Consider the following 12,060-nt stretch of genomic DNA (forward strand, 5'->3'; position numbering starts at 1 on the left):
AATCCGCTTCCCCGTCAGATCTTGTCGAACATGCTGTTGTCCGGGGCGCGGACCGCGTCAAGCGCGCCGCCGCCTCCGGCCGGACGAACCCCGCGTTTGTCCACGCCGGCGATATACTAACTTTTGAAGGCAATCGCCTCGGCGATGCGCGGCGGATTGCAATTGCACACCCGCCCTAGCATGACCACCTCCAGTCTGAAGCGGATTCCCGCGGGAATCGCCATGCGGAATCAACAGGAGAAGTACCTTGGCCGAGGCCTATATCATCGACGCGGTTCGTACCCCCCGTGGCCTTGGCAAGATGGGCAAGGGCGCCCTTTCGCAAATGCATCCCGAGCATCTGGCCGCAACCGTGCTGGCTGCCCTGAAAGAGCGCAACAACCTCAACACCGCCGATGTCGACGACGTGATCTGGGGCACTTCGGCCACCATGGGCCTGCAGGCGGGCGACATCGGCCGCATGGCCGCGCTGGACGCGGGCTATGACGTGAAGGCCAGCGGCGTCAGCCTCAACCGCTTCTGCGGCAGCGGCCTGACCGCGACGAACCTGGCCGCCGGCCAGATCATGGCGGGGATGGAAGATCTCGTCATCGCCGGTGGTTCGGAACAGCTTTCCTACGTCAACTACTATGGCGCCAAGCTGCGCGAGGCCGGCGTCGGCTCGGCCGGCATGGGCGTGAGCAACCCGCGCCTCCAGGCCAAGCACCCGCAGACCAACCAGGGCGTCGCCGCCGATGCCATCGCCGCGATCGAAGGCATCACGCGCGAAGATCTCGAAGTCCTCGGCGCCGAAAGCCAGCGCCGCGCGGCCATCGCGCTGAACGAAGGCCGGTTCGCCAAATCGACGATCACGGTGAAGGACGATGACGGCAACGTCATTCTCGATCACGAGGAATACCCCCGCCCCGATACGACCAGGGAAAGCCTCGCGCAGCTCAAGCCCGCGTTCGAGATGTTCTTCAACATGCCTTCGGAAAAGGACGGGCCGACCTACAAGGAACTGGTCCAGAAGAAATATCCCGGCCTTGAATTCGAGCCGATCCACCATGTCGGCATCTCCTCGGGCGTGGTCGATGGCGCGGCGGCGGTGCTGCTGGCCTCGAAAGACTATGCCGAAAAGCACGGCCTCAAGCCGCGCGCGCGGATCGTCGCCATGGCCAATGTCGGCGATGATCCCACGCTGATGCTCAACGCGCCGGTCCCGGCCGCGAAGAAAGTGCTGGCCAAGGCGGGGCTGACCAAGGACGATATCGACGTCTGGGAAATCAACGAAGCTTTCGCCGTCGTCGTGGAAAAGTTCATTCGCGACCTCGATCTCGATCGGGCGAAAGTGAATCCCAACGGCGGCTCGATCGCGCTGGGCCACCCGATCGGCGCGACCGGCGCGATCCTGATCGGCACCGCGCTGGATGAACTGGAACGCTCGGGCGGCCGCTATGCCCTGATCACCATGTGCGCGGCCGGCGGCATGGCCCCCGCGATCATCATCGAACGCGTCTGATGCGGATGCGGCTAAGGCAGGCATGGTGAGCCCTCCGACGGGAAATCCGATCACCGATCAGTTCGACAACGATCTGAACGATCCTTCGTACGACACGCGGCGGCAAATCGGCCTTCGCCTGACCATCATCGCGCGGATGATGCGCAACAATTTCGATCGCAAGGTCGCGAACCTGTGTGTCACGCGCTCGCAATGGGCGATGATCGCGGTGGTCTCGCGCCATCCCGGCTCGACCCAGCGGACGATCGCCGAAGCGCTCGAGATGTCGGAAGCATCGGCCGGCCGGCTGATCGACCGGCTCTGCGCCGACGGCCTGCTCGAACGGCGCGACCGCCCCGACGACCGGCGCGCGCGCGCCGTCTACCTCACCGATGCGGCCGAACCCCTGCTCGCCCGGCTGGCGACGATCGCCAGGGAGAGCGAGGAAAAGCTGATGAAAGGCTTCTCGGACGAGGAACTGGCCCAGCTGCGCGGCTTCATCGACCGGATCTACGATAACGTCAGTAGGGGATAGCCCCGGATACCTTGCCGAGTTTGAGTTCCGGTATAACAACCGCGTGGCGCTCGGCTGCAACGACGCCGACCGTGCCGATGCTCTGCTTTCAGGCATCATCGGGAAGCGTCTTACCTATCAAACAGCTAGTGCGAGGGTTTGATGCCAAAGAAGCAAAACGCCGAGACGCAAGCGGAGCAGAGCGAGCGATTCAAGCGCGAGGCTCAAAAGCTAATCGACGCTGGAGAACTAAGCCCCATTGAGGCTGGCAAGGCACTCGATGGTTTTGTTCGGCGGGCAAAGTCAGATAAGACTGGATGATGCTTTTATAAATCCACGCGTAAAAGATAATATTTCTTTAGCTTCTTCTTCTGTGTAAGTCTCAACCGGATGAGCTGTTTTTGTGCGAAAGGCGCGGTTGCAACTTGTTAGAAAAACATTCACTCCATGCCATTCGTCTTTTGCGATACCAGAAGGCAATTCTTTTATTTTTTCTAATATCTTGTCCGACAATTGCCCAAGAGTGAATGTCTCACCATTACTTTTCTTAGGGGGCACTCCAATCTTATCTGCAAGAATAATCGCAACCGCCTCGGTGGCCCTCATCAAATGAAATACGCAAGCGGTGTATCGAGAAAGCGCAAAGCACTTTCCCGCTTCACGACAGTCAAATATTGCTGATGGAAATACCTTCTGCGATGCTTCATCAAGAAAATTCTCTGAGTTTGCATATAATTCAGCGTGACTAGCGTCTACGATAAACATCGTGACCGATTTTAGCTCGTCTTGTAGGCGCCTTTCTATGTCGTAAGCCCTAGGCGATAATATAAAAGCGCGATCCTCGCCGTCTTGGATTTGCGCTTTAAGATCACGAACTGCCATGATGGTGAACTTGGCACCTAGGGTGTCAAGTTCACGTTCCATACCGTCTAGGTTTTCCAGAACTCCCTGAATCGAAGCCTCATTCAATGAGTCGCTTCCCCCAGGGAGAGTGTTAATCTGCCCGAGCAGATGGCGCATCATGGTGAAGTTCATCAACGCGCGGGAAAAGCGTTCGGCAGAAATTTCCAGCATGTCCCAAAGACTCACGATCTGGTTAGGCGCTAGCATCTAGCACCTCCAGTCGCGCTTGGGCACGCGTTATATAATAACGCCAAACGAAAAGGGCGGCGCAATGCGCCGCCCTTTCTTGCAGGGTCAATCCCAGAGCCGATTACTTGGCGCTGGCGATTTCCTTCTTGGTGAGCGAGGTCGTCACCTTGCCGTCAACGTCGGTGATGGTCGAAGCCGGGACAGTGACCAGGCGACCGTTCAGGATCACCTGCGGGTTGCCTTCGGCGCTGACGCGATAGATCGGCGCGATGCGATAGCCAGCGGCGCTGTACAGCATCTTGCCCGCGTTGATTTCGACCGGAGCGGCAGCTTCCTCGGTCACTTCGTGGACCGCCTGGGTGGTCTCGGCGAAAGCGATCGACGGAGCGGCCAGGGTGGCGATGGTCGCAACGGCGGCGAGAGCGGCAAACTTCTTCATCTGTGTATCTCCATGTTGCCCACATCGGGGAGGTGTTCTTGCACTTACTAAACTAGGTTAGGAGTTCAACCCGCCAGAGTCAATTGCAAATGCTGCAATCGCGTGCACAATTCGCTCAACACGGAATTTTATCTCCTTAATATAGATAGTTACGATTGCTCGCACTTGCAGCAAAATTTGTGCAGTGCCGCAATTCGCCCCGATTTCATCGTCTGTACGATCACCACCACGGTTGCCAGTCCGCCGGTTTCCGCGCAAACCCAACCCATGCGAAACGGCCCGCAAAGCCGCGCGATCGAACGGAAAAACAGGAAGCGAGCAGGTATGTCGACAAAGGTGATGGAGGGCGTTCGCGTCCTTGAGGTTGCGCAGTTCACTTTCACCCCCGCCGCCGGCGCGATTCTCGCCGACTGGGGCGCCGACGTGATCAAGATCGAGCATCCGGTGCGCGGCGATACGCAGCGCGGCTTCCTCAACATGGGCGGGGTGAAGCTCGATCCGCTGCGCCACACGCTGATCGAACACCCCAATCGCGGCAAGCGCTCGGTCGGCATCGACCTTGCCACTCCCGAAGGCCAGGAAGTGCTCTATGAACTGGCCAAGCAGTGCGACGTGTTCCTGACCAACTATCTCCCGCAAGTGCGGCAGAAGAACAAGTTCGACATCGAGCATATCCGCGCGGCCAACCCGAACATCATCTATGCGCGCGGCTCGGCGCTGGGCAACAAGGGCCCCGAGCGCGAAGTCGGCGGCTTTGACGGCACTTGCTTCTGGTCGCGTAGCGGCATCGCCTATTCGATGACGCCCGAGGAACTCGAGGGCCCGCTGTCGCAAGGCATTCCCGCGTTCGGCGATTCGATCGGCGGCATGTTCATCGCCGGCGGCATTTCCGCCGCGCTGTTCCACCGCGAGAAGACCGGCGAGGCGATCGAACTGGACGTCTCGCTGCTGTCCACCGCGTGGTGGGCTTCGGGCGCGCTGATCGCCCAGGTCATGGAAACCGATATCCTTACCCGCAACGGGATGCCCACTTCGGGCGGCTCGGGCGTGAACCCGTTCATGGGCAACTTCCGCACCTCGGATGGCGGCACGATCAACATGTGCACGATCAGCCCGACCGGCCATATCCGCAGCCTGTTCGAGCATATCGGCGTGCCCGAGGCCGCCGACGATCCGCGCTTTTCCGAACCGCGCGCGCTGTTCGACAATGCCGCCGCCGCCAGCGAGATCATGGTCAAGGCCTTCGCCTCCAAGCCGTTCGGATACTGGCGCGAGCACCTGAAGGGTTATTCGGGCCAGTGGGCGCCGGTGCAGAGCTTCAAGGACCTGCTGACCGACAACCAGGCGCTGGCCAACGACATGATCATCGAGGTCGAGGGCGCGGATGGCGGCAAGCCGCTCAAGCTCGTGCGCGGCCCGGTGCAATTCAATGGCGAGGCGCTGGAAACCACGCGCGCGCCGCAAGCCTCTGAGCATACCGAGATCGTGCTCATGGAAATGGGCCTGGAATGGGACCGCATCGAGGAACTGAAGGCGAAAGGCGCGATCGCCTGACCTCGCTCCCGCTGGGCGGAGCGCCGGCATGAAGCGGGTGATGCAAGGCGTCCGGGTCCTGGAAGTGGCCCAGTACGTCTTCGTGCCCGCCACCGGCGCCGTCCTGGCGGACTGGGGCGCCGACGTCATCAAGGTGGAGCATCCGCTGCGCGGTGACGCGCAGCGCGGGATGCGCTCGATCGGGGGCGTCCAGCTCGATCCGGTGGTCAACCCGATGATCGAGCAGCCCAACCGGGGCAAGCGCAGCATCGGCATCGACGTGTCGCATCCCGAAGGGCGCGATCTGGTCTACGAACTGGCGCGCGAGGCCGATGTCTTCCTCACCAATTACCTGCCCGGCGTGCGCCGCAAGCTGGGCATCGATGTCGAGCAGATCCGCGCAGCCAACCCGGACATCATCTACGCGCGCGGCAGCGGCTTTGGCGACAAGGGGCCGGACCGCGATCGCGGCGGATTCGATGCCACCGCCTTCTGGATCCACTCGGGCGTTGCCCATGCGCTGACGCCCGAGGAGTTCGACGTGCCGCTGACCATGGGCGTGGGTGGCATGGGCGATTCGATGAGCGGGATGTACCTGGCCGGCGGCATCGCGGCAGCGCTGTTCCACCGATCGCAGACGGGCGAGCCTTCCGAGGTCGACGTCTCGCTGCTCAACAGCGCGATGTGGATGTCGGGCATGGTGGTGGCGCCTTACCTGCACACCGGCAAGCAGATGCGCGTGGGCATTCCCAGGCCCGGCGGCGCCCTGGTGAACCCGTTCCTCGGCCATTTCCAGACGGCCGACAACCGCGTCATCAGCCTGTTCATCCTGGTGCCCGGCCCTTGCATCCGCGACACCTTCACGCATCTGGGGGTGCCCGAGGCGGCCGACGATCCGCGCTTTGCCGATGCGCTGGCGCTGATGGAAAACAGCGCGGCGGCCAGCCAGATCATCGCCGCGGCCTTCGCCGCCCGGCCCTTCGCCTATTGGCGCGAGCATCTCAAGACGATGAAGGGCCAGTGGGCGGCGGTGCAAAGCCTGCTCGATCTGGGGCAGGACCCGCAGGCGATCGCCAACGATGCCTTCATCGAGGTCGATCCGATCGACGGGTCGCCGCCGATCCGGCTCGTGCGCAGCCCGGTCCAGTTCGATCACGAGCCGATCCGCGCCACCCGCGCGCCGCAGGCGTCCGAGCATACCGAGGAGATCCTGCTGGAACACGGGCTGGACTGGGCCCGGATCGCGGCGCTCAAGGCCAGTGGCGCGATCGCCTGAGCGTTCGCGGCGGCGATGCCACGTTACTGGGGCGGCATCGCTGGAACTCGCGCTTGAATCCGGGCATACCGCTCGCTTAAAGGCGTGCGGCGCATTTCGCATGAAACGATAATCCAGAATCGAGGAATTTGGCCATGAAACCCGGTACCCGTCTCAAGAGCGCCGCCTGCGACACCGAAGTGATGGTGATCCGTTCCGGCGACGGCACGATCGAATGCGGCGGCGCGCCGATGGGTGAGGCCAAGCCGGCGGAACCGGCCCCGCTCTCGCCCGATTTCTCCGCCGGCACGCTGATGGGCAAGCGCTATGTCGATGCCGACGGCAAGTACGAGCTGCTCTGCGTCAAGCCGGGCAAGGGCTCGCTTTCGGTCGATGGCGTCGCGCTGGTCATCAAGGATGCCAAGCCGCTGCCCGCGTCCGACTGATCGCCTGCCAGACCTGACGCCAAGCCCCCACCCGCAGCCCCGCATCTGAGGTTCCGCAAGCCCCGATGAACATCGCCCTTCTCCTGGAAATGGCCGCCGACGCCGCGCCCGACCGTATCGGCCTCGTCTGCGACGGCAAGCGCTGGACTTACGGCGACCTCCTGAGCGCGGCGCGCGGCGCCTTCGAGCTGATCCAGGAAAGCGGCGCGGAATACGTCGCGCTGCTCGACGAGAGCAGCGAGGCGGCGGTGATCGCGCTGTTCGGCGCGGCGCTGGCCGGCGTGCCCTATTGCCCGCTCAACTATCGCCTGCCCGACGCGGACCTGGCCGCGCTGCTCGATCGGATCGCGCCGGCGCTGGTGGTCGGCGACGAGGAACGCGTCGAGCGGATCGCGGGCGAGCAGGGCCACACCGTCTATGCGCGCGAGCTGTTCACGCTCAAGACACAGGAAGTCTGGCCGGCGGATGACGAGCGCGAATACGATCCGGGCCAGGGCATCGCGGTGCAGCTGTTCACCAGCGGCACCACCGCCGCGCCCAAGGCGGCGATCCTGCGCCATTCGAACCTGCTGGGCTATATCCTGGGCTCGGTCGAGTTCGGCGCGGCCGAGGAAAGCGATGCCGCGCTGGTTTCGGTGCCACCTTATCACATCGCCGGCATTTCAGCGCTGATGTCATCGATCTACGCCAATCGCAAGATCGTGATGCTGCCGTCGTTCTCGCCCGAAGGCTGGCTCGACCTTGTCGCGCAGGAGCAGGTGAGCAACGCCTTCGTCGTGCCGACCATGCTGTCGCGCATCATCGAGGCGATCGACAAGGGCCACGCCGCCGATCTCGGATCGCTGCGCGCGGTGGCCTATGGCGGCGGCAAGATGCCGCTGGAGATCATCCACCGCGCGCTGGACCTGTTTCCCCAAGCCAGCTTCACCAATGCCTATGGCCTGACCGAGACCAGCTCGACCATCGCCCTGCTCGGCCCCGAGGAGCACCGCGCCGCGCACGCCTCGGACGATCCCAGGGTCCGCGCCCGCCTGTCTTCGGTGGGCGTGCCGCTGCCCACTGTCGAGATCGAGATCCGCGACGAGGAGGGCCGGGTCTGCGGCCCCAACGAGCCGGGCGAGATCTATGTGCGGGGCGACCAGGTCTCGGGCGAATACAAGGAAAAGAGCGCGCTGACCGCCGATGGCTGGTTCCCCACGCGCGATGCCGGCTATCTGGACGAGGACGGCTATCTGTTCCTCTCGGGCCGGGCCGACGACGTGATCGTGCGCGGCGGCGAGAACATGTCACCCGGCGAGATCGAGGACGTGCTGCTGACCCACCCGGCGATTTCCGATGTCGCGGCCGTGGGCATCCCCTCGGTCGAATGGGGCGAGGCGGTGGGCGTCGCGGTGGTCACGCGCGAAGGGCATCAGCCGCCGTCCGAGGCCGAGCTCAAGGACCTCGTGCGCGGCCGCCTGCGCTCCTCGCGCGTGCCCGAGAAGATCCTGTTCACTTCCGAACTGCCTTACAACGAAATGGGCAAGCTGCTGCGGCGCAAGGTCAAGGAAGTCCTTGCCGAATAGGGCGCCGAATAGGGCGCCGAATAGGGCGCCGAATAAGGCGCGGAGCGGCGGCCCGGCGATCCCGCTCGCGCGCTGGGCCGACCGGCAGCTCAAGACGCTGGCCGCCGAAACCGCATCGCCGCGCATCGCCGCGCTGGATGGCGCGACGCTGATGGGCGAGCGTGGGTCCAACGGGGTCTACACGATCAACGGCCCGGTCTCGGCCGGCCTGGGCGGCAGCCGGCTGATGCCCACGCGCGATGGCGGCTGGTTCGCGCTCACGCTGATCCGCGCCGAGGATCGCCAACTGCTGCCCGCGCTGTTCGGTGACGAAACCATCGCCATCGCCGACAACGCGGCGATCGCCGCCGCCGTGCTGGCGCGCGATTGCGCCGATCTCGTCACGCGCGGGCGCGATCTCGGCCTGCCGGTGGCCTCGGCGCACGAAACGCCCGCCTCGCCGCCTGTGGAGATCATGACGCGCGGCCCGCCGCGCGACCGGCCGCGCGGCCACCGGCCGCTGGTGATCGACCTCTCGGCGATCTGGGCGGGGCCGCTTGCCGGACATCTGCTCTGGCTGGCCGGCGCGGACGTGGTGAAAGTGGAGAGCCTGACCCGGCCCGACCTGATCCGCCGCGACGATCCGGCCACATTCGACCTGATCAACCAGGGCAAGGCCAGCATCCTGGTCGATTTCGCCGACGCGGCGCAAAAGGCCGAGCTGGTCGGGCTCATCCGGCGTGCCGACGTGGTGATCGAATCCTCGCGCCCGCGCGCGCTGCGCCATCTCGGGATCGATGCCGATGCGCTGGTGCGCGCGGTGCCGGGGCTCGTCTGGCTCACCGTCACAGGCCACGGCGCGCGCGGGGAGGCAGCCAACTGGACCGGCATCGGCAACGATTGCGGCGTCGCCGCCGGGCTCAGCCGCGCGCTGGCCGAGGCGAGCGGGACCATGGGCTATGTCGGCGATGCGATTGCCGATCCGCTCACCGGGATCGTCGCGGCGCGCGAAGGCTGGCGCGCGCTGCAAGACGGCGGGGCCCGGCGCATCGGCTTCGCGATGAGCGCGATCGCCGCGCGCGCACTGGCCGAGGAGCGGGCGCACGATGCCGCCGCGCTCACGCGGGAACTGCGCGCCTGGGCGGCGGCGGTGGGCCAGCGTTTTCCCACGGTCGCGCGCCGTCCGCTGTGGGGCGAGGTGCGCCCGCTCGGCGCGGATACGCCGCGCTACCTGCCCGGCCTGGCCGCGTGCCGATCCACCGCGTGCTGATCCACGATGCCGAGGTGTTCGGGCACGGCCGAGCCGATGTGCGGATCGAAGGCCATGCGATCGCCGCCATCGGCCACCTGGCCGCACGTCCCGGCGAGCGGGTGATCGCCGCACGCGGACATGCGCTCCTGCCCGGCCTGCACGATCACCACATCCACCTGGCCGCACTGGCCGCGCGCGAGGCTTCGGTGCCTTGCGGCCCGCCCGAAGTCACCGATGCGCCGGCGCTTGCCGCGCGACTGCGCCGGCCCGGCACCGGCTGGATACGCGGCATCGGCTTTCACGAAAGCGTGCTGGGCGGCTTGCCCGATGCCGATGAACTCGACCGCTTCGTGGCTGATCGCCCCTTGCGCATCCAGCACCGATCGGGCCGCATGTGGCTGCTCAACCATGCCGCGCTGGCAGACTTGCTGGCCCGCGCCGACCCGCCCGAGGGGCTGGAACGGGTCGGCGCCCGCTTCACCGGACGGCTGTTCGACGAGGACGTCTGGCTGCAACGCGCGCTCGGCAGCCTGCCGCCCGATCTCGGCGCGGTCAGCGCCGCGCTGGCGCGTCGCGGCGTGACCGGCGTGACCGACATGTCGCCGCGCAACGATCCGGCGATAGCCGCGCATGTCGCCGCGCAGATCGCGGGCGGATCGCTGGCGCAGCACTGCACGCTGGCCGGCGCGCTCTCGCTGGCCGAAGCCGCGCCCGGCGCCTGGCATATCGGCCCGGCCAAGCTGCACTTGCACGAGGCCGCCCTGCCCGCTTTCGATGATGCGACGGCCTTCGTCGTCCAGGCCCACCGGCAAGGCCGCGCCGTCGCGGTCCATTGCGTGTCGGAAGTGGAGCTGGTCTTCGCGCTCGCCGCGTTCGAGGGGGCGGGCGCCATGCCGGGCGACCGGATCGAGCACGCCTCGGTCGCCTCGCCCGAACTGGTCGGCCGGATCGCCGCGCTGGGCCTGCGCGTCTGCGTACAGCCGCACTTCGTGGCCGAGCGTGGCGATCGCTATCTCGCCGATGTCGAGGCGCGCCACCATGGCGATCTCTACCGCCTGCGCAGCCTGGCTGAAGCGGGCGTGGCACTGGTCGGCGGCAGCGACGCGCCGTTCGGCTCGGCCGATCCCTGGGCCGCCATGGCGGCTGCGGTGAGCCGGACCACGGCGGGCGGCGCGGTGATCGGCGCGGACGAAGCGCTCGCTCCCGATGCGGCGCTGGCGCTCTACCTGGCCGATCCCGAGGATCTCACGCGGCATCGCGGCATCGCGGTTGGCGGCCCGGCCGACCTGTGCCTGCTCGACCGGCCCTGGCGGCGGGCGTGCGAACGGCTCGCCGCCGTGGACGTCAGTGCCACATTCGTGTCAGGGCGCCTCGTCCACGATGGCGTCGATCAGGCCCCAGTCTAGCGCCTGCCGCGCACTGAGCCGCTTGCCCGAAAGGATCAGCAGCGCCGCGCGCTGGCGCCCTACGCGCCGGGTCAGCGAAACGCAGCCGCCCGCGCCCGGCAGGATGCCCATGGCCAGCTCGGGCAACTGGAACCACGCGCCGGGCGCCGCCGTCAGCCGCGCGGCGAATGCCGCCAGTTCCAGCCCGGCACCGATGCAGGCCCCCCGCACATGCGCGTCGAGCCGGTCGGCGCAGCGCAAGGCCATCCGCGCCGGCAGCGTGCGCGCGCGGATGGCGTGGGCCGTGGCGGGATCGGCGGTCGTGCCGAACTCGGCCAGATCGGCGCCGAGGCTGAACGCCTTGCCCGCCGCGCGCAGCGAGATTCGCGTCAGATCCGGGTCGGCGGCGGCCAGCGCCAGCGCTTCGTGCAGCGCATCGCGCATGGCCCGGTCGATCGCATTGCCCGCATCGGGCCGGTCAAGCGTGATGGTGAGGCGATCGTCACGGCGTTCGACGCGCACGGTGCCGGCGGCAGCGGGCGCCATGCCGGAAGGGCGCGCCGCCTGCCAGGCGCTATGCTCGCCGCTGGCCTGCAGCATCGCATAGGCCATCGATTCGGCGACCAGCCCCTGCTCGCCATCCAGCCCCGGCAGGAGGCGCAGCAATTGCACCACGCTTGCCGCCGCGAGCGGGCGGGCCATGACTTGCGCGGCGATCGCCGCAGGCGTGACCGGCGGCGCGATCACCGCATCGAGCTGCCCCGCCAGCCAGCCCGCCGCAACGCCGAAACCGATCACCGGGCATGGCGGCAACGCGATGGCGAAGGGCTCCTCGCCGCAGGCATCGAGATCGACGAAGGCCAGCGGCCCGGTGAACGGCGATTCGCCCACCCACAGCCGCCGCGCGGCGATCGTCAGCGCCCTGGTATCCATTTCGGATATATCGCTCGTCCTAATCACGAATCCGGTCCTATCCGCGACTCATGCCCCTCCGCCCGCCGCTTGGCCAGCCCGTGCGAACCGTGGCCGAATCGCGCCGAACCGAGCGGCGCGGCCATTGCGGACTTGTCAGGCATCGCGGCTTGATGCTAAACAAGGTGAGGAAAAAACGAAGAGACTT

General features: G+C 66.3%; 11 protein-coding genes and 1 pseudogene. 9 read left to right on the plus strand and 3 right to left on the minus strand.

Annotated features, from left to right (window positions below):
- Nucleotides 1-247 precede the first annotated feature (247 nt).
- The 3 genes and pseudogenes from PYV00_RS17355 to PYV00_RS17365 form a co-directional block, all read left to right on the plus strand.
- On the plus strand, nt 248-1,501 hold the full coding sequence (locus PYV00_RS17355; RefSeq protein WP_275229537.1) for an acetyl-CoA C-acetyltransferase: 1,254 nt from the start codon (nt 248-250) through the stop codon (nt 1,499-1,501).
- A gap of 22 nt (nt 1,502-1,523) precedes the next feature.
- Nucleotides 1,524-2,015, plus strand: a complete 492-nt coding sequence (locus PYV00_RS17360) for a MarR family winged helix-turn-helix transcriptional regulator (RefSeq protein ID WP_275229538.1) — start codon at nt 1,524-1,526, stop codon at nt 2,013-2,015.
- Between the two features lie 7 nt (nt 2,016-2,022).
- Nucleotides 2,023-2,157, plus strand: a pseudogene (locus PYV00_RS17365) (IS1595 family transposase); the annotation flags it as partial.
- Nucleotides 2,158-2,297: 140 nt separating this feature from the next.
- Here the strand turns inward: PYV00_RS17365 and PYV00_RS17370 are convergent.
- Nucleotides 2,298-3,068, minus strand: coding sequence for a hypothetical protein (locus PYV00_RS17370; protein WP_275229539.1), 771 nt, complete (start codon nt 3,066-3,068; stop codon nt 2,298-2,300).
- Nucleotides 3,069-3,207: 139 nt separating this feature from the next.
- The gene (locus PYV00_RS17375) at nt 3,208-3,525 is read right to left on the minus strand and encodes a hypothetical protein (RefSeq protein ID WP_275229540.1); all 318 of its coding nucleotides are present in this window, start codon (nt 3,523-3,525) and stop codon (nt 3,208-3,210) included.
- Between the two features lie 324 nt (nt 3,526-3,849).
- Here PYV00_RS17375 and PYV00_RS17380 point away from each other — a divergent pair, with 324 nt between their 5' ends.
- The 6 genes from PYV00_RS17380 (at nt 3,850) to PYV00_RS17405 (ending at nt 10,961) form a co-directional block, all read left to right on the plus strand.
- Nucleotides 3,850-5,079: a CaiB/BaiF CoA transferase family protein gene (locus PYV00_RS17380; RefSeq protein WP_275229541.1), complete on the plus strand. Its 1,230-nt coding sequence runs from the start codon at nt 3,850-3,852 to the stop codon at nt 5,077-5,079.
- Between the two features lie 28 nt (nt 5,080-5,107).
- Nucleotides 5,108-6,334, plus strand: a complete 1,227-nt coding sequence (locus tag PYV00_RS17385) for a CaiB/BaiF CoA transferase family protein (protein ID WP_275229542.1) — start codon at nt 5,108-5,110, stop codon at nt 6,332-6,334.
- Nucleotides 6,335-6,468: 134 nt separating this feature from the next.
- Nucleotides 6,469-6,759, plus strand: a complete 291-nt coding sequence (locus PYV00_RS17390) for a hypothetical protein (RefSeq protein WP_275229543.1) — start codon at nt 6,469-6,471, stop codon at nt 6,757-6,759.
- Between the two features lie 65 nt (nt 6,760-6,824).
- On the plus strand, nt 6,825-8,324 hold the full coding sequence (locus PYV00_RS17395; RefSeq protein ID WP_275229544.1) for a class I adenylate-forming enzyme family protein: 1,500 nt from the start codon (nt 6,825-6,827) through the stop codon (nt 8,322-8,324).
- Complete coding sequence (locus tag PYV00_RS17400; protein ID WP_275229545.1) at nt 8,314-9,573, plus strand: CoA transferase; 1,260 nt, start codon at nt 8,314-8,316, stop codon at nt 9,571-9,573. Before PYV00_RS17395 ends, PYV00_RS17400 begins: the two co-directional genes overlap by 11 nt.
- Nucleotides 9,552-10,961, plus strand: coding sequence for an amidohydrolase family protein (locus PYV00_RS17405; protein ID WP_342803820.1), 1,410 nt, complete (start codon nt 9,552-9,554; stop codon nt 10,959-10,961). The genes PYV00_RS17400 and PYV00_RS17405 overlap by 22 nt, the downstream gene beginning before the upstream one ends.
- On the opposite strand, the gene PYV00_RS17410 is transcribed toward PYV00_RS17405, so the two are convergent.
- The gene (locus tag PYV00_RS17410) at nt 10,917-11,873 is read right to left on the minus strand and encodes an enoyl-CoA hydratase/isomerase family protein (RefSeq protein ID WP_275229546.1); all 957 of its coding nucleotides are present in this window, start codon (nt 11,871-11,873) and stop codon (nt 10,917-10,919) included. The genes PYV00_RS17405 and PYV00_RS17410 overlap by 45 nt on opposite strands.
- Nucleotides 11,874-12,060 lie beyond the last annotated feature (187 nt).

Source organism: Novosphingobium album (ex Liu et al. 2023), from assembly GCF_029076845.1.
Lineage (GTDB): Bacteria > Pseudomonadota > Alphaproteobacteria > Sphingomonadales > Sphingomonadaceae > Novosphingobium.

Bases quoted from the DNA above. Each gene is read 5' to 3' on its own strand.
- PYV00_RS17360 (WP_275229538.1), top strand. From the start codon at position 1,524: ATGGTGAGCCCTCCGACGGGAAATCCGATCACCGATCAGTTCGACAAC.
- PYV00_RS17370 (WP_275229539.1), bottom strand. From the start codon at position 3,068: ATGCTGGAAATTTCTGCCGAACGCTTTTCCCGCGCGTTGATGAACTTC.
- PYV00_RS17375 (WP_275229540.1), bottom strand. From the start codon at position 3,525: ATGAAGAAGTTTGCCGCTCTCGCCGCCGTTGCGACCATCGCCACCCTG.
- PYV00_RS17380 (WP_275229541.1), top strand. From the start codon at position 3,850: ATGTCGACAAAGGTGATGGAGGGCGTTCGCGTCCTTGAGGTTGCGCAG.
- PYV00_RS17385 (WP_275229542.1), top strand. From the start codon at position 5,108: ATGAAGCGGGTGATGCAAGGCGTCCGGGTCCTGGAAGTGGCCCAGTAC.
- PYV00_RS17390 (WP_275229543.1), top strand. From the start codon at position 6,469: ATGAAACCCGGTACCCGTCTCAAGAGCGCCGCCTGCGACACCGAAGTG.
- PYV00_RS17395 (WP_275229544.1), top strand. From the start codon at position 6,825: ATGAACATCGCCCTTCTCCTGGAAATGGCCGCCGACGCCGCGCCCGAC.
- PYV00_RS17410 (WP_275229546.1), bottom strand. From the start codon at position 11,873: ATGGATACCAGGGCGCTGACGATCGCCGCGCGGCGGCTGTGGGTGGGC.